Here is a 21149-nt window from a genome sequence, read left to right on the forward strand (position 1 = left end):
ACAAACTGTGGAAGGGTTTTCATGGGACCCAGATAAAAAACCATTTTCATAGTATATTCTATGATGACTTAGCCCTCACCCCAACCTTAAGACCTTTCGCTTCAAGATCGGTAACAATGACCTCACCTTCTTCAAGACCTTCTTCAATGATGGTTCGCCCTGTCAATTCATAACCAAGCGTTACCGCCACCTCTTCCACCTTGCCGTTTCGAATGGCTAAGACCATATCTTGGTCATCTTTTTTGTATAAGGCACTGTTGGGTAGAATCAATTTATCCGGTTCATTGAAAACGATGAACTTAACATCCACTTCGTAGCCTGTCTCTAAATATTCGTTAACCTCCGGTTCAATGGTGACCAAGACTTTTCTTTCTTCTATACCAAGAGGTGATAACTCTACAGTAGCATTATCGGCAACATAAGTAATCTTACCTGTTAATTCCACTTCGCCTGAACGACGATTATAGATGAGTACAACAGCGTCCCCTTTTCGAACATACTCAATGTCTCTGGTATTCACCTTAACCTGTATTTCCCGTACCCCATCACCTATAAGCAAAAATGCGGGCTCCATGCCACTGACACGGTTGGTACCATCCACCATGATATCACTAATATACCCATCATGTGGCGCTTTGATTTCTAATTGTTCAGCCTGAGCTTTTAATCCCGTAAGACTTGCTTCTGCACTATCAATCATAGACTGATAATAGGCTTCTGTCGTCGTTAGACGGTCTCTTTTTAATGTCGTATCTATACTATTTATTTGAGCATAGATAGCACTTTTCATACTGTTATAATAATCAGATCCTGATAATTCTGACACCTGACTCATCTGATAATCCGCCTCTAAACCATTCACCATGATCTTAAAATCATTAAATTCACTCTCAGCAATGATACCTTCTTCAAGAAGTCGTTGATACTTTTCAAGATCTGCAAGACCCTGTTCGTATCTTTCCTTACTTTGTTCCACCAGCATCGCTTCCAATGCTCTTTGATCCTCTGTACCTATTTCCGCCTCAAGTGCATTTAATTGGCCTACCAGCTGTGCTCTCGTGAGTCTCATCGTGTCCATACTCACTTGGACATCCACTTTAGCCCCATTTTTTTGAGCCTGATAACCTTTTATCATCTCTTCCTGAGCCATAATCTGCTGAATGATCTGCGTGTTATCCATACTGGCCAACACATCACCTGTGCTTACCTGATCCCCTCTTTTTACATGAATTTCCTTTACTTCTCCTGCCAAAGCAGGGTATAAATACACTTCTTTGTTATTGACCACATGACCCTTCTCAATAAAATAAATTTCTGACTGATCCTTAGCCAAGGTCATGGTCTCAACCGTTAAAGGCTGAAAATAAGCATATACGAAATAACCAATAACAAAAAGAGCGACAAGTCCAATTCCGATGCGTTTAATATGTTTTTTCATTATTCTCTCTCCTTTAACACTTCAACCAAGTCTAGTTTTTTTATGGCTTTTACCGATGTCAGATTGGCAAATGCCACAGCCAACATACATCCTGCAGCGCCAATCAAAAAAGCGCTGGTTGGTATTTTTGATGGCCAAGCAAAGGCATCCACCTCCATGGCGTTAATCAATCCTCGATTCAATATCCGAGCAAATGGCATGCCTAGTATAATGCCCACAAAGCATAGAATCCAATATTCAAAACTCATAATCTCCTTCACTTCATTAATATGAAGGCCCAAAACCCTTAATGTGGCATACTCTCTGCTTCGTTCAGATAAAGATATCACCGCGGTGTTGTAAATAATGGTAAAGCCAATAATAATTGCAATAAACTGCAGAACCACAATCATAAAGTCATAGGAACCTAAAAGAGTTTCGTAAAGTTCTAGGGTCTTATCCTTACTTTCCACTTTACGCACGGTCCCACTATATAAAAGTTCTTTTCTAATACCATCCATATCCTCGGACTTTACAATCAAACTGTTAAGCTTCATGTCTTGTCCTGTTAATTCCCCTAAAAGAGATAAGTCAATATAAGCACTAGAACCAATGCTTTGACTGACCACATCAGTAACATAGAGTTCCTGGTCTTGAGACAAGTAAGGACTGGATAAGAGCACTTTATCACCTTTATTAACATCAAGGTTTTTTGCCAGTATACTACCTAATAAAACACCGTCTTTATTCAACTTCAAATTGAAGTGACGCTCATCATCATAGAGCTTGTATAGATAGTTCCCTTCCTTAATCCCCACCAGTTCTGTACCTGTTTTTTTGAAACCATTGCTCATCATAACCGGTAAGGTCAGTATTCCTTCAGCATACGCCACCTGTTCCATAGCCATAGCCGACTGAACACCTTGAGCATATGGTACAGATTCATTAAGTACAATCTCTCCATCATACTTAAGCACATGGGTGAATTGATTATAAAACATCATGTCTACAAAACCATTCATCATGCCGATCATAACCATCATGCTGTAGGAAAAAACAATTCCAAGTACCACAAAACCCGACCTAACCTTATTACGGGAAATGTTCCGAACAGCCATAAAACCTCTACTGTTTAGAATATGTTTTAGAAAAGGTAACACTTGGGTAATGTCTTTTTTTATAGGTCTTGGTGCTTTAGGTCGCATGGCTTCTGCCGGTTTAAGCTTTACCACATTTTTCGCACCAAAGTAAGCACCTATACTACCACCTACAATCGACATCATACCGCCCACATAATAATATCGATAATCCGTCACTACGGTGCCTATTGGCATTTTGTAATAATCCAAATAAAACTGTATATAGGGTCCAATGCTTGCCAAACTTATGAGTAAGCCGACGATAGCACCTATAAGACCGGTTACGAATCCATAGAATATATAATGATATAAAATAGTCGTATTGGCATAACCAAAAGCTTTAAGGGTTCCAATCTGTGTCCTGTCCTGTTCAATAATACGCTTGAGCATAAGGTATAAAACCACCCCAGCCATTGCAACAAAAGTCATAGGGAAGGTAGTGGACATGGATCTTCCGCTGGATATTTCCTCTTCCAACATTAAATAACTAAAAAGATCGTCCCGTTCATATAGCTCGATTAAACCATATTTTTTCAAAGCATGTTCTAATTCATCTTTGACATCATCATAATCATAGCCTTCCTCGAAGGAAAAAGATAAGTCATTGTATAGACCTTCCATACCAAGAAGACTCATCAGAGCCACTTCGTCCATATAAGCTATATTATACTTTGTTGTATCTGAGAAAAATTCGTTTAGATTTTCAACAATATAAACGTATTCAGGTGAGTAAATAGATCCCTGTACCGTAAAATCATAAGTTCTTTGCTTAATAATCAAGGTTATACGATCACCCGGTACAAAATCATAAGCCTGATAGAAATCATGACCGATAAGGATGTCTTCTATTGAACGAAGATCATTGCCCTCCTTAACATAAGCATTGAGCCTTCTATCATTGGTGTCCACTATTGTCGAAATGGTCTTAAGTTTAATAACATCATCCGGGTGATCGGGCATCATCACTCGGAAAGTCTCTACAATTCTGCCGTCAACCTGGTCAATACCCTCTATGGCCTCAAGATGGGTTAATGCCGTTTTTGGGATTTGAGCAACACTGGCAAAAGCATCTCCTAGACGTTGTTCGCTGTAATATCCGTCTTTTCCCTTTTCAATCTCCAATAAAGCGGTATTCATAGTGGCATAGGTCCAGACACCTAAAGCCATCAATACAATACAGGAGATATATGCTTTCTTATGCCGCAACATGGAACGAATGGCTTTCTTAAAAAGAATCACCAGTTCACCTCCTCCGGATTCATCGGATGTTCATTTACGACAACTTTTTCAATAACACCGTCTTTAACATAAAAGACCCGGTCCGCCATATCACCAATAGACTTATTATGGGTGATAATGGCCACTGTCTTTTTATAGTTTCGGTTAAAGGAACGTAATACCTTAAGGGCACCGATACCCGTGGTCACGTCAAGCGCACCCGTTGGTTCATCACATAAGAGTATGGCAGGGTTCTTTGCCACAGCTCTTGCTATGGCTACCCTTTGCTGCTGACCACCTGATAATTGAGAAGGAAAATGGTTGCCACGGTCCTCAAGTTCGATTTCTTTTAGTAAATCATCTACTGAAATGGCTTCATCCGATAGCTCCGATGCCAGAAGTATGTTTTCTCTCGCCGTTAGATTCGGTACCAGATTATAAAACTGAAACACAAAACCTATGGCTTCACGTCGATACTTGGTCAAAGCTTTTTCATCGAGTTCACCAATTTCCGTCCCTTTATAATTCACTTTCCCCTTTGTTGGGGTGTCGATACCACCGATGATATTTAATATGGTACTTTTTCCGGATCCACTGGGTCCTAAAATAACTACAAACTCACCAGCATATAGCTCCATGTTCACACCTCTAAGAGCATGAACCACCACTTCACCCATTTGATACTCTTTGGTCAAATCTTGTACGTCCAGTATTTTTTCCTTATCCATTTTGCCTTAGCCCTCCAGTTTTGTACTGAAATAGAGATGTACTTTATGCTCTATGCGTTCATAGACTGTATCCATATCTCTCGTGATATCAAACATGCTATAGAGCACCTCACATCCTGCAATTGAATAGATATTTTCCGAATGCAACAGACTATCAAAACCAGAGGGTAGCTTCCCCTGTTGCTTTCTTAATTCAAAAGCTTTGACCAGCTTGCTCATTACTAATTGATCAAGCTTCAAAAGACCTTGAACCATACCTGATGGCAGCTTCACGCTCATCATCGCCTTCATTAAAGAAAATAGCGTTTTCTGGTCCATTTTTATATAAGGGTCTAAATACTTTAACACATAACGCATCACCAAATCGGTTAGATCATCGGCTTCCTGAACTTCTTCATAAAACTTAAAGTCTTCACTTCTGCTCTCAACATCCGCCATTACAGATACAAAGAGTTCGGGTTTCGATGCGAAGTAATTGTATACTGTGCCCACGCCGATATCACAGCGTCTTGCTATTTCACTGATACTTGTGTCTTCGTATCCTTTCTCTTCAAAAATCTTCTTAGCAACTTCAAGAATTTGCGTTTTGATTCGCTCTTTTTTCTTTTCTCTAAGATTAATTATAATCGCCAACTTTCTATATTAATCACAAAGGCATGATACACAACTTTAATGTGAATTGGTTCTAATATGAATGGGTTCATCTTTAGAGTACGCTCTCTTTTATACTTTGTCAAGATAATTCTACAATGGTTAATATGAAATAATATGTTAAATGGTTGTGATTTGAGAAGGGTTGTTATAGAATGAAAGTAGAGAAAATTATGGAGGTATTTGATGATGAAGCGATTAGGATTATTACCTTTGGCACTAACCGGTGTCTATGGTATACTCAGTTATCATGTCTATAAAAATGTGACCAAGCCACAAATATTCACCCACGAAGAAGCCTATGATTATGACATACAACAAGGCAGTTATAATGCGGTGCTGATTCGTAGTATGCCAAAGGAAACCACCATTATTCCCTCCTCTTTTGGCTACGATTTATTTGCCTACTGGATTCCTTATAAAGGTGCCACCAAAACGGTGATCCTAACACATGGTGTGACTTCTAACATTTATGGGGCTCTTAAATACTTCCAACTCTATTATGATCTAGGCTTTAACGTTCTCGCATACGACCATAGGAACCACGGTGAAAGCGGTGGTACAACCACCACCCACGGCTACTATGAGAAACATGATCTTGAAGATGTGGTTCGTTGGGTTAGACAAAAAGTAGGTTCTAATGCTATTATTGGTACGCATGGCGAATCCATGGGGGCTTCTATTGCATTACAACACATAGCCACTTATGATAACCTTGATTTCGTCGTAGCTGACTGCCCTTACGAGGATTTATTTACCATCTTAAAATACCGAATGAAAGTTGAGCACAAGTTGCCCATCTGGTTAGGTTTGTATGGTGCATCCCTTATCAACAAACTGATGGGGCAAGGTTTTTATCATGATGTGTCTCCTGTCTCTGAAATAGAAGAGGTTCATACGCCTATCCTTTTTATCCACGGTAAAAAAGATCACTATATTCCTTTTGATCATTCTGTGAATTTATATGCGCACAAATTAGAGGGTATTCGAGAACTTTATTTATCAAAGAACGGTGATCATGCAGATTCAATTATTGAAGACAATGCGCAGTATGTCGATGTAGTCTATGATTTTCTTAAGAAGATAGGTTTAAAGAAATAGTAACAATCAGAAACCAAGGAGGTAGATTCATGCATCATTCAAAATGTTGTGCCGATGAGGGCTTTGTTGACCAAGTAAAAGAGGCCCTCGAATTGCCGGATACCTTAGATGCCTTAGGTGATTTTTTCAAGATTTTCGGGGATGCAACAAGACTTAAGATACTCAGTGCCCTCCTTGAAGGCGAGATGTGTGTCGGAACCATTACAGAGGTCCTCGAAATGACCCAGTCTTCAGTATCACACCAGTTGCGCACACTAAAAAGGGCAAGACTTATTAAATCAAGAAAAGAGGGCAAATGGGTTTATTACAGTATTAATGATGAACACGTACAAATCATATATGAAATGGGCCTTAGTCACATTAAAGAAAGTGACTAAAGCCCATTTTCTTGTATATTGAAAAGTAGAACTTTCTACTATTAAAAACAATTAATCCACACCACCACTTGAACCACCAGAACCGCCACCGGCATCACTGCCACCGGAGGAAAAGCCGCCACCGCCACCTTTGGATGCGGCTTTTTGAGCGATGTTCACTGTATCTCTCATGGCTTCACTCATTGTTTTTCCAATATCATTAAAACCTTCAAAGTTATTATAATCTCTATTATAATAAGCTAAATACAAAAGCCTTGAATCATAACCCACATCAGCAAGCTGGGGATACCTGGCATACAATTGCTTAAGCAGTTTGCCTGCTACACCTAGAACGGTTGCGTAAACGAGGTATTTTTCCCACATAAACAATTCCGGTAATTCTTTTTGCTCAAAGGTCGTAAAGTCTGAGAGAAAACCCTTAAAAGCCTGCCATAAGGCTAACTCATTTTCTCCTTTTTGGGTTAAGAGCTTTTTGGTTTTACCGCCAAATATAATCGTAATCATAAACCCAATAACACTGGCAATGGATATGTAATATATAGGTGAATGCTCTAAAGCCTTCACCTGACTCACCAAAATCATGGGTACAATCATCAAGACAACATAGAGCAAAACATAGGTCGTTACACTCTTTGGTAATACATTACGTTTTGTTTCAATAAAACCTCTGCTACTGATTTTCTTACTAACCTTACTTTCAAAATCCAGATAAAAGCCAAAAGCTTCGCTGTTTAACTTTTTATTCGAACAATATTTTTTTATGCCTTTTAACGTGACCGTTCCTGTCCCACCACCTACAGTGATAAAAATAAATTCCATCACTGTTTTTTCATGGGGTGCTAACCCATCCCACTGGGTCAGCAAATTGGTGAAAACCGTATCTCTTTTGTTACCAAAAGTAGATGCTTCTTCTGTAATCGTGGCATATATCGCCTTTTTATGGATCAAGTCCAACAACGTAGCTGATATCTGATTAGAAGTATTTTCCTTGCCGCTATAATAATGCATCAGTCGATCTAATTCTGCCGGATAGATGTTCGAAGGTAGATCCCTGTAATAGCTCGGTGCCAATTCAGGCTTGTATCGCTTAAGTTTACTATGATATCTAAGTAGTGTGCTTATAGGTAGAAGAATGATTATGCCGGATACTATAATAGCTAGGAGGTTAACAATACCATTGATTCTTCTTTCTTTTGTACTTTTTTCTGCAGCCTCATTCTCCATATCGCGAAGGGCTTCGTAACGGTCTTGATCTACACGTAAATGTTCGCCATAAATAACACCTACCGGCATTAGAAAACGTGCTTCAATAAATTCTCCAGATGGTACATTGTTTATCTGAAGCTGAACCTTACGATGATCTACAAAAGATATATCACCACCACTGGGCCCATGAGCCCAGATCTCTGTGTTGTCTGCATTGGCTCCTTCAGGCAGATGAACTGTTACCGATAGATTCTTAATCTTGTACACATTGCTGCTGCTGACGTATTTATGAAAATAGTCCACACAATCATTATAGATTGTAGCCACTTCCGGAATAAGATATGTAATCTTAAAAGTTTTTGTTGTTTTTTCATCGACCCTATAATACCACTCAACCCTTGTTCCACTTCCTGAAGGTTGAACGGCGTAGTAACCTTCAGGCCTATTGGTATCAAAACCCTCCATCCTTGTAAACGGTGTTTCACCATCATAAACCGCTACTTGATCAATAGAACCTTCTACGTCCAAATAACCTCTGGAGAAATCACCTTGAAGAAATGCATAGGTACGATACTCTTCAATATAAGCTTTGCCATCTTCCATAATTGTCACTTCGTAATGTAGATCTTTTAATATGGATTTCCTGCCATCAGAATTTAGAATACCTTGCTGATTTTCATAGATGCCAAAAACAATCAGACCGATAATAAGCATTAAAAATAGCGTCAACAAAAACTTTTTAATCACCCTATCCACCTCATTCTTCAAGATTATGGTTAAAGGATCAAAACCATATATTTTGATACCTTAACCAAATTATAAATCTACAACTTACATCTGTCTATATAACTTCCGATTGATCTTCAACAGTTTTATTTTTCTCAATATAAATGTCCAATGCTTTAATGGCTCTAAAGGCAATCTTGATACCCAACACCATAATAAATATCGATAGCCCAACAAGGGTTATCATAAAAAGTGCATAGATAATTATAACAATTGAAAATCCAATACCTGCTACTGCGTTCATCTTTCTTCCTCCTCTTCATATATTCATGTCAAAATTCTACTAACGTGTCGCCATGGCTTCAATGGCTTTTTTAATAGATTCTGCCTTTTCCTTTGTCATATTGTACCGGTTATAAAAACGATAAGCCATAAGCAAAGCCACCAGTGTTCCAAAAGCGACCACAAGGCCAAAGCCGACAACGGTTGCTTTTGGTTGGACGGCTAAGCTTGAATCAAAACCAACCAGATCCAAAATAATCCCAAGTAAAAATATAGCCACCGATTGAGAAATCTTATAACTGAAGGTCAAACCACCATAATATAAACCCTCCGACCGATGACCGGTCATGAGTTCTTCTTCATCCACGGTATCAGCTATCATGGAAAAAGGCAAGGTAATCAATCCACCAATACCGATACCGGAAGGAATAACATAAGCCATCATCCATATAGGATGGGCAATGACATAATCCCTAAACAACACCAATGCTATGAAGAAAATAGAACTTAGAATCGATAGCTTAACCGCCAACAATGCAGATGTTCTTTTATCTCTTCTTTTTGTATATGCCACCCAAAACTGTTGAGAAAGCACACTAAGACCAAACATAACCCCAAAAAGGATACCAATCCCGTAATTATTAATCTTGAAAGTATAGGTATAGACATGAAGCCCCACGGCACCAACAATTGCTGTTGCAATATTGGCAGATAGATAAGCCCCTGCTACATATAAATAATTCTTATTTTCTAGAATCACTTTGAACTCCATAATCATCAGCTTAATACTACTTTTCTGATTCACTTTGGTGTTCTTAGGTAAAAAAGGAATATATTTTAGCGTCGTTACCGTAGCGATGCCGGCACACATTAGGACTATCAAAGATAGACTGATTCCCAATTGCTGATACGCTGCCGGATTCAACTGACCTAATGGGTATAATGTCGTTGGCTTGAAATAAAAAACCATACCGGCAACAGTGGTAAACGCAACCCCAAGAATAAAAAATACAGTTCTATAAGCCTGAATGGACGTTCTTTCATGATAATCGCTGGACAATTCAGCACCAAGAGCATTATAAGGCGTCACTAATATGGTCATAAATGTTTTGACCATCATGACACAAACAAATAAAAGCACCACTTTTAGGACATAGGACCAAGAAGGCTGTATGCTCCATAAGAGTCCGTTGAAGATGACCAATCCAATGGTGCCTACAATCATAAACAGATGTCTTCGACCAAATCTTTTGCTAATCGCATAATCTGACATGTGTCCAATTAAGAGATCACTAACCGCATCCCATACCACACTGACGGCGATCACCAGACCAATGATTGTCCCCGATAAACCTAATATGGTGGTTCCGAAAAATACCAAATAAGAAGTTAATGCCTGTAATATGATACCGTTTGACACATTCCCTATACCATATGTTAATTTATCTTTTATTTTTATCATACTGACTCAACTTTCATGGTTTTTATAAATTCGACACAACGTATAGATAACCCAAAGATAGGGTACAACTCAGTATAGCAAATTCCTGAGCTTTATCCTAGGCATGTGTTTAATTTTTAACCTAAATTTAATGCATCGTCTATAATTTTTGTTTACAAAAAATTCATATTCATAACCATAAGAAATAGCTTTCAATACTACATGTTTTATGGTAAAATATAAAAATAGTTTGACACTCAAAGTAATTAAGGAGAATCTTATGCATACGAAAGCACTACAAATCGGAGACTTAACCATAAAAGTACCTATCATACAAGGGGGCATGGGCGTAGGTGTATCCAAATCCCGCCTTGCAGCGGCTGTCGCTAATGCCGGCGGCGTTGGCGTTATCTCAGGAGCTCAGATTGGCTATCTGGAAGATGACTTTCAAGCAAACCCCATAGAAGCCAACAAACGGGCACTAAGAAATGAAATCATAAAAGCAAAAACCAATGCACCAACTGGGGTCATTGGCGTCAACCTTATGGTCGCTATGCAAAATTATGCAGAATTTGTAAAGGTTGCAGTTGAAGCCAAGGTGGACATGATTATATCCGGTGCAGGACTGCCTCTTGATCTTCCTGACCTTGTCAAAGATTCAAAAGTCAAGATTGTACCCATTATCTCTTCTTTAAGAGGTGCACAGTTGATTATTAAACGATGGAAGAAAAAATATGACAAAACACCGGATGCCATTGTGGTAGAAGGCGCTAAAGCAGGCGGTCATCTTGGTTTTAAATACGAAGAATTGATAGACGGTAGCAACCAAAGCCTGGTGGAAATCGTCTCTGAACTAACAGCCCATCTTAAAGAAGTTGGACTTAAGATTCCAGTCATAGCCGCAGGTGGTATTTTTGATGTTCATGATATCAAAGAAGTCTTAGATGCCGGCGCAGAAGGTGTACAAATCGGTACAAGGTTCGTTATCACCGAGGAATGTGATGCCTCCGAATCCTATAAAAAGGCTTATTTAGATGCCACCGAAGAAGACATCAAAATCATGATGAGTCCTGTCGGCTTACCTGGGCGTGCACTTAACAATCCTTTTCTCAAACATGTAGAAGCCACACAGAAAGTTAAGATTGACCGATGCTTTAAATGTATTTATAAGTGTAATCCAGCCCAGACGCCTTTTTGTATCACAAAGGCGCTTATTGATGCTGTTGAAGGTCGGGTCGATGAAGGCTTGGTTTTTGTTGGTGCCAATGCCTTTAGAGTTAACCAGATGACCACCGTTCAAGCTATTTTCGATGAGTTATCCCCAGCATTTGCCTTATAAAGTCTTGATAATCGTTAATTTATAATTTTCATGGGCCATTAAATCGATTTTTTTAAGGTCTTCTAACTTTTTATTTTCTTCAATCACTTTTAAGATGGGTCTAAGTGGGTTATTCACGTTATAGCCCACTACCACAGCCATCTCATTATTGGACATCATCACATAACTACCGATGGCATAAGGCACCACCCGTCTCACAAAACGTCTGGCAATATCGATATCAAAAAGACCTGTTTCCCCTGAGTTACCCATAATGTATTCAATGGCTTCGCTGGGTTGAATGAATATTCCGTTAATGCCTGATGTCATTTTATCGTAAACATTGGCTACCGATACGATTCTAGCATTTTTATGGATTTTATTACCTCTTCTTCCCATTGGATAACCTTCACCATTATAGGTTTCGTGATGTTCTAGAATTGGTATAATGCTGGCACCGGATAACATGGTGTTTTCTTTTATGAACTCATAACCAAGTTCTACATGACTTTTGTAGATGTTCTTCTCTTCCTCAGTAAAATCATCTTTATAAACCCATAGATTATGATCAATCATGGCCAAACCAATGTCATGAAGCATGGCTCCAATGGCCAATTCTTTTAGATTTACTCTTCCCATCTTCATATCAATGCCCACTACCAAAGATAATACGGTTACTTGAACGGCATGTTGGTATAAGAAACCATTCATGTTTTTGATATCCACAAGACCTACCATAGCATCTTTGTTTTTCCCGATATCCTCCATCATATCATCGATAACACCACTGATCTGATCAAAATACTTTTGATCCGCCATCATAGTCAATCTTTTCTTGATGGATTTTTTTCCTTTTTGTAGCTCTATGATTTGATCATGCAAATCCCTTTGAACCATATCAAAAACTTGTCTCACTTCTCTAACCGCTTTGTTTCTAAGCTCTGGAGAAATCACATCCTGTATTTCACCTAAGCTGTAGTCATCTTGAATATACACACTGATAATCCCATTGTCTCTTAGCTTCTCAATCAAAGATGTTGTCAAGCTAACATTTGATTTTAGCAGTATGCTACCTCTTTCATTATATATGGTTTTTGCTACAATACTATCATTTTTTAGTGAACCTATGGGTACCAATCTCATATCATCACTCCCCAATAATCTGTCTGCTTTTTTATACTACTCTAAATATACTAAACCTTAAGGATTAAGTAAACCTTTAGGACTTAACTCTCTTCAGTTTCTGTTCAAGTCTGTTCAACTATCTGTATTCTTTTTTATTTTACCCTATACATTTTTTCATTCCAATGATAAAATGATAATAGCTTTCCTACCCCCTAACTATTATAGTTCATCGGTTTGGACTTAGCCACTTCTGCGGATTATTCTTATTGGAGGCAATCACATGAATACGACAGACTTCTCACCCATGATCACGGCCGAACCCATAGGTTTTATCGTTTATATCCAAAAAGATGGTGTCAACCTTACCTTTGCTGAATTTTGCAATGCATCTGAAATGGATGTTCTGGATGTTATGAAGGTCTTGACATCCTCCAGTGGCTTTAAAGCTGAACCTACCGATGCTATCGGCTTTTTCTTATTTGAAGATAATGCCAACAGATTTGTTAGTGCCTTATTATCACAGTAACCAAAAGACGATGCGACTGTGTCGTCTTTTTTGTTTAAAACAAACCGTTCATGCACTTAAAAACGATACCTTTAATCTAGCACAGAGAGGCTAAAAAGGAGATACTTATGTTAACAGGAAGACATCTAATTGAATCCAATGATTTTTCTTTGGAAGAACAGGAAGAGATTTTCACCCTCGCCGATCAGATTATGGCCAATGAAGGACAGTATCTGGATGCATGTCGGGGAAAACTTCTTTCAACCCTATTTTATGAACCATCTACCAGAACCCGCTTTAGTTTTGAAGCAGCTATGCTCAGGCTTGGCGGTCAAGTTGTCGGCTTTTCAGAGCCCAACTCCTCCTCCGTATCCAAAGGTGAAAGCATCGCCGACACCATACGTACTGTCGGTTGTTACGCTGATATTGCCGTCATACGCCATCCCAAAGAAGGTGCACCAAAGCTGGCTTCCAAAAACGCCAACATACCGGTGATTAATGCCGGCGACGGTGGCCATCAACATCCCACACAAACCTTAACGGATCTGCTCACCATAAGATCCCTTAAAAAATCCATTAACCATCAAGTCATCGGTCTTTGTGGCGATCTTAAGTTTGGCCGAACCGCCCATTCATTGGTAAAGGCCCTCAACAAATATGAGAATATCCGATTCATCTTCATATCACCCATTGAACTAACCATACCTGAGTATATCCTTGAAGACTTGGATCCCGGTTCTTACACCTTGACCGATAATCTGGATGAAGTCATCGACCAACTGGATATCCTTTATATGACCCGTATCCAGAAGGAGCGTTTCTTTAACGAAGAAGAATACTTGCGACTTAAAGGTTATTACATCTTAACAAAAGACAAGTTGACCACCGCCAAAGAGGATATGATTGTCATGCATCCTCTGCCACGGGTGGACGAAATATGCTCCGATGTGGATGATGACCCAAGAGCTGTCTACTTCAAACAAGCCAAATTCGGTATGTATGTCCGTATGGCTTTGATTCTAAAACTACTGGGAGGTGCTTAATATGTTAGAAATCACCGGAATACACCGCGGTATTGTCATCGATCACATTAAGGCCGGCCTTGGCTATAAGATATTTAAAGAATTAAAATTACAAGACGTTGCCTACCCAACCGCCTTGATTCGTAATGTCCACTCCAACAAACTGGGTAAAAAGGATCTTATAAAAATTGACAATGTTATCGATCTTAATCTTAATGTTTTGGGTCTCATTGATCCTAATCTTACCATTACCATTATTGAAAATGGTCAGGTCATTGAAAAGAAACAAATCAAGTTGCCTGAGACAGTCGTCGGTATCTTATCCTGTAAGAACCCTAGGTGCATCACAACCACCGAGCATAACATCGACACCACCTTCCATTTGGTAAATCCTCAAACCAAAGAGTACCGATGTGAGTTTTGCAATACCCGTGCCAAGCTATAGTAGGCTTGAAGGGTTAAACTCCGTTTTCCGTTTATAAAAATCAAAAAGTGCTGTTAGAAGAATTTAATATCTTCTTAAGCACTTTTTTCTTAATCTTTTTTATGCAAAGCTCAATACCTTACCTAAAAATGCTTGTAAAGCTTCTGTTTTCGGATTGGATAATATGTCCCTACCTTGCTCAATCACTTGTCCTTCATCCAAAAAAATGACATAGTCCGCAACATGTTTTACAAAACCTATTTCGTGGGTAACCAATATGACATCTTTCTTCTCATCTACCAACTTCTTAATGGCATACAATACTTCCCAAGTTAGAACAGGATCGAGGGAAGAAGTGGGCTCATCTAGAAGTATGATTTCCGGCTTGATGGCCAACGCCCTTGCAATAGAAGCTCTTTGAGATTGACCCCCACTGATTTGATGGGGCAACTTATCCTTATGTTCTTCTAAGCCAAAGTAGGTCAGTAGACTTAATATTTCCGATGTAAAGGCCGTTCTTTTTTGTCCGTGTACTTTTTCAAGTATCAGGCTGATGTTCTCAAAAATAGATAAATGGGAGAAAAGATTGTGATCTTGAAAGACAAAGCCCACCTTTTTCCTATAATCCCTAATGTCTTCTCGACTCATCCAATCATCATTGATGGCAATGTCGCCACTTTCAAACGTTTCAAGACCTGCAATCAACCTGAGTAAGGTGGATTTGCCACTACCAGAAGCACCGATTAGAGCCAACACTTGAACGTCTTGAATATCCATGGACAATTCATTGAGAATAACCTTGTTGTCATATTTTTTTACTAAGTTATCGATTTTAAGTTTCATAGGTACACCTCAGTTCTTGTAATTCAGACGTACTTCCAGATAGCGTACCAATTTAATCAAAGGTATGGTGATCAGTAAGTAGCCAAGGGTCATAATTAGAAAACCCTCTCGGGTTAAATAGGTGTTGGCAATAACATTGTTTACCCGATTATAATATTCACTTGTACCCATAAAGGATAAGAGTGCGCTACCTTTAATGGTCAACGCAAACTGCCCTGCAAGGGGTGGCAAAATACTTATAATGACTTGTGGGAAGACAATATGTCTATAGGTTTTGAACTTGGTAAACCCAAACATCTTAGCTGTCTGCCACTGATTAATATGAATAGATTCGATGGCACCTTTGTAGATGTCGGATACATAGGCCCCAATATACAGGCCCAGTGTAATGGTCCCCACCAGAATCTTAGATCTAATCTCAAAAGCATTACCAATATAATAATAAGCGACAATGGCAATAACCAATAAAGGTGTTCCAAAGATAATATTCTTATGAATGACGGCCAGATAATGTAATACAGAAAAATTGGTCTGCTCCATCAAGTATAGGATTAAGCCAATGAAAAGGGCCAATAATAAAGCCATAAAACTAATATAAATGGTCGTCAGCCAACCTCTGAATATGAAAAAGCTATAAGCGCCAAACGGTTCAAAATTCCAAGCCCTTCCAATATCTTTTGTCATGACATAATAGAAAAACACGCTATATATAACCAGTGCTGCCACAAACCCAAATGTCTTTCTCATGTTTTTCATACGATTACCTCTTTTTCTCTAGAAGAAAAAGTCTAAGCCTTGATCTTCGAATTCTTTGATTTTATCTTCTAAAAACTCAGCACGAATGGCATCATAGGTGCCATCTGTTTTGGCCTCTTGGATAAAATCATTTAACTGTTGCTTGAATTCATCATCCTCACCTTTTCGAAGGGCAATACCCCAGCCTTGGGTATTTGGCAATGGTTCTAGGATGGCCACTGTCGTGTCAGGATAGTTTTCTTGATGTCTGATAATCGACAATGGATCATAAATAAATACATCCGCGTTACCTTGAGCGACCTCAAGTACTGCGGTTACTTCTTCGTCCAAAGTCAACACTTGTGCCAAAGGTGCATTCGCCGCTGCCCATAGAGCACCTATGGTACCCGACTTTGAAGCAATAATTACTTCCGGATCATTCAAATCTGCGGGCGACTTTACTTTAGAATCTTTATGGGCCAACATCATAAGTTGACTGGTAGTATAAGGATCTGAGAAATCAACAATCTCCTGACGTGCTGCTGTAATGGTCATAGAGGATATGATGATATCAATACTACCCGATTCAAGAGCAGGAATCAAGCTTGGGTAAGGGGTGTCAATAATCTCAACCTTCATGTCCAGATATTCCCCTAAGGCCTCTGCTAATCGAACGGAAGCACCTGTTGGGTTACCTTCTTCATCTACGGTCTCAAAGGGCGGATACTTTAGTTCCATGCCGACCTTCAGTACTTCTTCTTCTTTTCCACATCCTGCTATGGCTAATACAAGTATACCTACTAATGTTATAATACCTACTATTTTTTTTGTTTTTTTCATACTGTCCTCCTAAATTCAATCGTGCTCGATGGATTTTATGAAACGAAAAGCCTTCTAAAAGGCTTTATTGATAATCATTATTAATTGTATTTAGTTAGATTATACTGTTATCGCTTGCATCTGTCAAGGGTTGGTTTATACTTATTTTTGGAGCTTAACAAAGGCAGTAATCTCTTTGGCAAGTAATATAGAAGCTTCTATTTCTTCCTTGCGTATGGAAACGCTCTCAATATTACAACCAATCGGTATGCCTTCTGCTTTGGCAACCTTCGTTAGTTCCTTGTAGATCACTGTAATCAACTGAATGGACTTGGATAACATCTCTTCTGAAGTCAGCAAAGTATTTTCCAGCCAAGAAGGCACACTTATGCCTAACCATTTAATGAATTTTAATGTTTTGGCCGAACCACAGGGTGTTAATGTAAAAATAATCGGCACCATGTCCATCTCATGTTTCAAACAATACTGTTTATAATCGAGTAGGAATTTTTTGGAGGCTTCCAAGTCATAGACGGCTTGAGATACAAAAAAACGACAGCCTTTGGACATTTTGAAGCCAACCCGTTCGTCTTCATCACCAAGAAGTCTATGACGTTCCGGTATGGTGACCGCCCCAAGGAGCATATCATCATTGTACTTTTGCCTAAGTTTGTAGGCCTCATCAAGCTTAAGTCCCACTTCCTGATGGGTTGATGCTGTCCCGACAAAAACAGTAAACTGATCTTCACCGTCTTTCAGCCATTCTACAAAGGCTTCTTCAATATAGTTGCCGACACACCGATAAACCACTCGAGGTACATTTAGTTCTTTTAAGTAGTGTCTGGAGTACAAGGATGGGTCTACCGTGTGAATGAATTCAAAAGGCCGTTCTTCATGGGTGCGCTCTGTTTCATCTTGTATATCATAAACGATGACACCATCTACATCCAGTTCTTTAATCCTGGCGATGTGTTTCTTGGAAATAGCTTCAATTTTCTCATCTGTATTGTTGGATTTTGGAGGTGTCAATCCGTAGAAAATCATACCGCTTTCTCTGTTGATTATTTTATCTCTTAGCATAATAATCCTCTCTATACGTTGACCATGGTTACAGTGTTAAGACCAATAGTCTGAACCATTACATACACTGTTGATTTTACCTTAGCCATTTATTATATATCAATTCACCTGATTTGAAAACCCTTCAATAACTTCCGTTTTTTGATTGTAATTCTCATTTATCTCTTTTAAAATGGATTTAGTTGTGCTAGACTGAATCTATAACAATTCTTACCAACTTTTGAAAGGAGTTGATTTTATGCTAACCAACCGTCAAAAAGGCTTAATTTATGGTGCTTTCATCGGGGATGCCTTGGCACTCGGTCCCCACTGGATATATGATACTGATCTAATCGAACAACAATTTGCCCCCTTAACGGATTTTATGGAACCTGCCACCCCTTATCATTCTATTAAGGGTGCCGGAGATTTTACCCATTATGGTGACCAATCTCTCATGCTTCTTAAACATCTCGCAAGCTATCAACGTTTTGATTTGGCAAATTTCAAGGAAGACTGGATAAATTTCATCAAATATAACACCCTCTATCTGGATCATGCAACCAAAACCTCTTTAGATATTCTAACACGTGGTGATGGGTTCATCGGTTCTGATTCTATGGAGCTTGGTGGTCTTGTTAGAAGCGGACCTCTTTTCGCTCTAACCCATGTGACTGTTGATGAACTTCTAGCTCAAACCCATCTGACCCACAACAATGAGACCTTAGATGCCATCGTACTTTTTACCTATCGGTTACTTAAGTATGTTTTATCCGGCAAGACCCCTTCCGAAGCCTTAGATCTGGTTTATCCAGAATCCTCTGATATCATTAAGGCTTATGTGGACCAAGGTTTGGCCAATATTGACCAGCCACCCGTGTCTACCATCAAAGCCATCGGTCAAAGTTGTTCTGCCGAATTTGGATTCCCCGCTTCCATATATCTCATTGTCAAATATGAGAATGATTTTGTTGAAGCACTGGTTCAAAACGCTTATGCCGGTGGTGATTCTGCAGCCCGTGGCATGTACATTGGTATGGTTCTAGGTGCTTATATGGGCTATGACAAGCTTCCTTCTAAGTGGATTGAAGACTTAAACGCCAAGGATGCTATTAAGCAAGCTTTATCTGTTTTCGAATAAATAATACCCCTATGATTAATGGGTCAAGCAAGTCTCTAAGTGATAAAAAGCTTAGAGATTTTTCGTTAAATGAAAAAGTAAATTCCAGTAACCCAGAAGTTACCTTTTCATGCAGGATTAACTTCCATTTTTAACACTTAACAATCATCAATTTATCATCTATACTTACATTACAGGCTCATATTCATAGATAAACTTACATGCCAAAATGGCATCTGAAAATAGTGTGCGAGACTAAATTCCACATGCCTTAGTGTAAGACTAAATTCTATACAGTGAAATCTGCCTGTGCGACTATTTTATTTTAGTAGTTCTGGTCTCAAGAATACATCATCTGGTGCTATTTCTTTTAGATTTAAGTATTGATGAAGTTTTTGATCCAGAAGAAGCTGGGACAGTTTAAACGGTGAGCAACCGTTTAGACTGTCTCTTGCTTCGCTATTAATATGATTCTGCAGTAATGTTGTTTGTTTATCCGTCAAGTCCTCAAAACTCTTCCCTTTTGGTAGGGCTAAACGAATATATTCATGATTCTTTTCGATCCTGCCTTTTTGCCATGAGCTGTAGGGGTCACAATAATAGATACTTGTTCGCTTGTTTCCACATATATCTTCTTCTAATGATGAAGGGTTCTGAAACTCCGATCCACCATCCGTAAGAATTACTTGAAATATTTTGTTAAAAGCTTCTGGCCCAAGAGCAAGTGTTAAATCATCATAAACCCTTTGTACAGCCATTTGTGTCTTAGATTTAAGTAGAAAAATAAGCATCAATGAACAGTTACGAAACATCATAGTTAAAAATACTTTACCACCTTTTAAACCTTCTACAGTATCCATTTCAACAACATTTAAATGAGGTTGCTCTTTGATGAGTTTTTGAAAATCTGAATAATTACGGCTTTCCCTATAAACTCTGTCTTTTATGCTTGTACGTGTTGTTGTCTTTCTTTTTTTGTACTTAACTCTGCGACGTAAATCCAAATTTCTTGCCGTCAGTACAGATTGATCAAGATAATTGTAAAGCGTTCTACGACTGCACCCTATATCCGCAGCATGATGAGAATAAATATGAGCAATGGATTGACCTTTTCTAATCAACGGAGAAACTAACGCATCCATTGTTATAAGTGAGTCAGGTGTTTGATTAATACCTTCTCTACTAGATACAAGCATCTCACGGTAGCCATCATCCGCGTATTTAGCTGAATAAACTTTCATTTCCATCAAACAATTAGTCCGTTTACCACAACCGTTACAAACATATGGAGGTTTACTAAGCTTGAGACACGTTTTAGGCATATAATTAGGGCAAATGTAGATACACTTTATCTCGGCTCTTGGGCAATGAGTACATATAGTTTCGCATGGATCTTCGCATAAGTACTTAATTGTACAGCCGTTTCTATTACTACAAGGAATAGGGGCAAAGTTAATATTCTTTCGCTCTTTTATCTTTGAATGTCGACGTATTTCCTTTGATACTGTACTTGGATCTTTGTTCAACTTCCTCGCGATGATGGCAAAGTTATCACCAGCAAGAAGGCTTTTTTCAATTTCTATGCGTTGTGATAATATCAAGTGTTTTTGATTGCCTTTGGTTTTCATAGTAACCTCATTCCTGCACAGGCGGGCAATCAACTGCCTTATGATTATACAGGAAGAGTTGTGCAAATGTAATTGCTATCTATCATGAATTTACTTTTGCAAACTGGAATTTACTTTTTCATTTAACACTTAGAGATTTTTTTGGCTTTTTGTTTCTATTTACACGAACGTATGTTCGTGTTATAATTTGAATATACTCTGTTGAGTTGAAGTTTGTTGAATGTTGTTGAAGTTTTGTTGAAGCTCTTTGATCTATATACTAGGA

Annotated in this window: 20 protein-coding genes; 7 read left to right on the top strand and 13 right to left on the bottom strand. The window is 38.7% G+C overall.

The features are described 5' to 3' along the window. Positions 1-58: 58 nt before the first annotated feature. From PATL70BA_RS03455 to PATL70BA_RS03470, 4 genes are read right to left on the bottom strand one after another with little or no spacing between them, the layout of a single operon-like run. Positions 59-1438 (bottom strand): HlyD family secretion protein, encoded by a 1380-nt coding sequence (locus tag PATL70BA_RS03455; protein ID WP_125136072.1) that lies wholly within the window; start codon positions 1436-1438, stop codon positions 59-61. Further along, complete coding sequence (locus PATL70BA_RS03460; protein WP_125136073.1) at positions 1438-3795, bottom strand: ABC transporter permease; 2358 nt, start codon at positions 3793-3795, stop codon at positions 1438-1440. Before PATL70BA_RS03460 ends, PATL70BA_RS03455 begins: the two co-directional genes overlap by 1 nt. After that, on the bottom strand, positions 3792-4502 hold the full coding sequence (locus PATL70BA_RS03465; RefSeq protein ID WP_125136074.1) for an ABC transporter ATP-binding protein: 711 nt from the start codon (positions 4500-4502) through the stop codon (positions 3792-3794). The genes PATL70BA_RS03460 and PATL70BA_RS03465 overlap by 4 nt, the downstream gene beginning before the upstream one ends. Before the next feature lie 6 nt (positions 4503-4508). Beyond that, complete coding sequence (locus PATL70BA_RS03470) at positions 4509-5135, bottom strand: TetR/AcrR family transcriptional regulator (RefSeq protein WP_125136075.1); 627 nt, start codon at positions 5133-5135, stop codon at positions 4509-4511. Positions 5136-5339: 204 nt separating this feature from the next. On the opposite strand from PATL70BA_RS03470, the gene PATL70BA_RS03475 reads away from it, so the two are divergent. Then, positions 5340-6254: an alpha/beta hydrolase gene (locus tag PATL70BA_RS03475; RefSeq protein WP_125136076.1), complete on the top strand. Its 915-nt coding sequence runs from the start codon at positions 5340-5342 to the stop codon at positions 6252-6254. Positions 6255-6283: 29 nt separating this feature from the next. Then, positions 6284-6631, top strand: coding sequence for an ArsR/SmtB family transcription factor (locus PATL70BA_RS03480; protein WP_125136077.1), 348 nt, complete (start codon positions 6284-6286; stop codon positions 6629-6631). Between the two features lie 51 nt (positions 6632-6682). Here PATL70BA_RS03480 and PATL70BA_RS03485 read toward each other — a convergent pair whose 3' ends face one another. The 3 genes from PATL70BA_RS03485 to PATL70BA_RS03495 form a co-directional block, all read right to left on the bottom strand. Further along, entirely contained in the window at positions 6683-8584 is a 1902-nt protein-coding gene (locus PATL70BA_RS03485) for a DUF2207 domain-containing protein (RefSeq protein WP_125136078.1), read from the bottom strand. A gap of 94 nt (positions 8585-8678) precedes the next feature. Next, positions 8679-8867, bottom strand: coding sequence for a hypothetical protein (locus tag PATL70BA_RS03490; protein WP_125136079.1), 189 nt, complete (start codon positions 8865-8867; stop codon positions 8679-8681). A gap of 39 nt (positions 8868-8906) precedes the next feature. Next, positions 8907-10307, bottom strand: a complete 1401-nt coding sequence (locus PATL70BA_RS03495) for an MFS transporter (RefSeq protein ID WP_125136080.1) — start codon at positions 10305-10307, stop codon at positions 8907-8909. A gap of 259 nt (positions 10308-10566) precedes the next feature. Between PATL70BA_RS03495 and PATL70BA_RS03500 the strand changes: the two genes are divergently transcribed. Next, complete coding sequence (locus PATL70BA_RS03500; protein WP_125136081.1) at positions 10567-11625, top strand: NAD(P)H-dependent flavin oxidoreductase; 1059 nt, start codon at positions 10567-10569, stop codon at positions 11623-11625. Here the strand turns inward: PATL70BA_RS03500 and PATL70BA_RS03505 are convergent. Beyond that, complete coding sequence (locus PATL70BA_RS03505) at positions 11620-12747, bottom strand: HD-GYP domain-containing protein (protein ID WP_125136082.1); 1128 nt, start codon at positions 12745-12747, stop codon at positions 11620-11622. The two genes, PATL70BA_RS03500 and PATL70BA_RS03505, sit on opposite strands and share 6 nt — an antisense overlap. Positions 12748-13009: 262 nt before the next feature. Between PATL70BA_RS03505 and PATL70BA_RS03510 the strand changes: the two genes are divergently transcribed. The 3 genes from PATL70BA_RS03510 to PATL70BA_RS03520 all read left to right on the top strand — a co-directional run bounded on the left by PATL70BA_RS03510 (position 13010) and on the right by PATL70BA_RS03520 (position 14701). Then, positions 13010-13255, top strand: coding sequence for a hypothetical protein (locus tag PATL70BA_RS03510; RefSeq protein WP_125136083.1), 246 nt, complete (start codon positions 13010-13012; stop codon positions 13253-13255). A 107-nt stretch (positions 13256-13362) separates the two neighbouring features. After that, positions 13363-14277 carry an aspartate carbamoyltransferase gene (pyrB, locus tag PATL70BA_RS03515; RefSeq protein ID WP_125136084.1) on the top strand — a complete coding sequence of 305 codons (915 nt, stop codon included), beginning with the start codon at positions 13363-13365 and terminating at the stop codon, positions 14275-14277. Position 14278: 1 nt separating this feature from the next. Beyond that, a complete protein-coding gene (locus tag PATL70BA_RS03520; protein ID WP_125136085.1) occupies positions 14279-14701 on the top strand; it encodes an aspartate carbamoyltransferase regulatory subunit in 423 nt (140 codons plus the stop codon). Between the two features lie 99 nt (positions 14702-14800). On the opposite strand, the gene PATL70BA_RS03525 is transcribed toward PATL70BA_RS03520, so the two are convergent. The 4 genes from PATL70BA_RS03525 to PATL70BA_RS03540 all read right to left on the bottom strand — a co-directional run bounded on the left by PATL70BA_RS03525 (position 14801) and on the right by PATL70BA_RS03540 (position 18157). Continuing rightward, positions 14801-15523 carry an amino acid ABC transporter ATP-binding protein gene (locus PATL70BA_RS03525; RefSeq protein WP_125136086.1) on the bottom strand — a complete coding sequence of 241 codons (723 nt, stop codon included), beginning with the start codon at positions 15521-15523 and terminating at the stop codon, positions 14801-14803. Between the two features lie 9 nt (positions 15524-15532). Then, positions 15533-16279, bottom strand: coding sequence for an amino acid ABC transporter permease (locus tag PATL70BA_RS03530; protein WP_125136087.1), 747 nt, complete (start codon positions 16277-16279; stop codon positions 15533-15535). Positions 16280-16297: 18 nt separating this feature from the next. After that, complete coding sequence (locus PATL70BA_RS03535; protein WP_125136088.1) at positions 16298-17098, bottom strand: transporter substrate-binding domain-containing protein; 801 nt, start codon at positions 17096-17098, stop codon at positions 16298-16300. 141 nt (positions 17099-17239) lie between these two features. Further along, positions 17240-18157, bottom strand: coding sequence for a methylenetetrahydrofolate reductase (locus PATL70BA_RS03540; protein ID WP_125136089.1), 918 nt, complete (start codon positions 18155-18157; stop codon positions 17240-17242). A 238-nt stretch (positions 18158-18395) separates the two neighbouring features. Here PATL70BA_RS03540 and PATL70BA_RS03545 point away from each other — a divergent pair, with 238 nt between their 5' ends. Continuing rightward, entirely contained in the window at positions 18396-19277 is an 882-nt protein-coding gene (locus PATL70BA_RS03545; RefSeq protein WP_125136090.1) for an ADP-ribosylglycohydrolase family protein, read from the top strand. A gap of 299 nt (positions 19278-19576) precedes the next feature. On the opposite strand, the gene PATL70BA_RS03550 is transcribed toward PATL70BA_RS03545, so the two are convergent. After that, entirely contained in the window at positions 19577-20884 is a 1308-nt protein-coding gene (locus PATL70BA_RS03550) for an IS30 family transposase (protein ID WP_125136091.1), read from the bottom strand. Positions 20885-21149: the final 265 nt, after the last annotated feature.

The organism is Petrocella atlantisensis (assembly GCF_900538275.1).
Classification (GTDB): Bacteria; Bacillota; Clostridia; order Lachnospirales; family Vallitaleaceae; genus Petrocella; species Petrocella atlantisensis.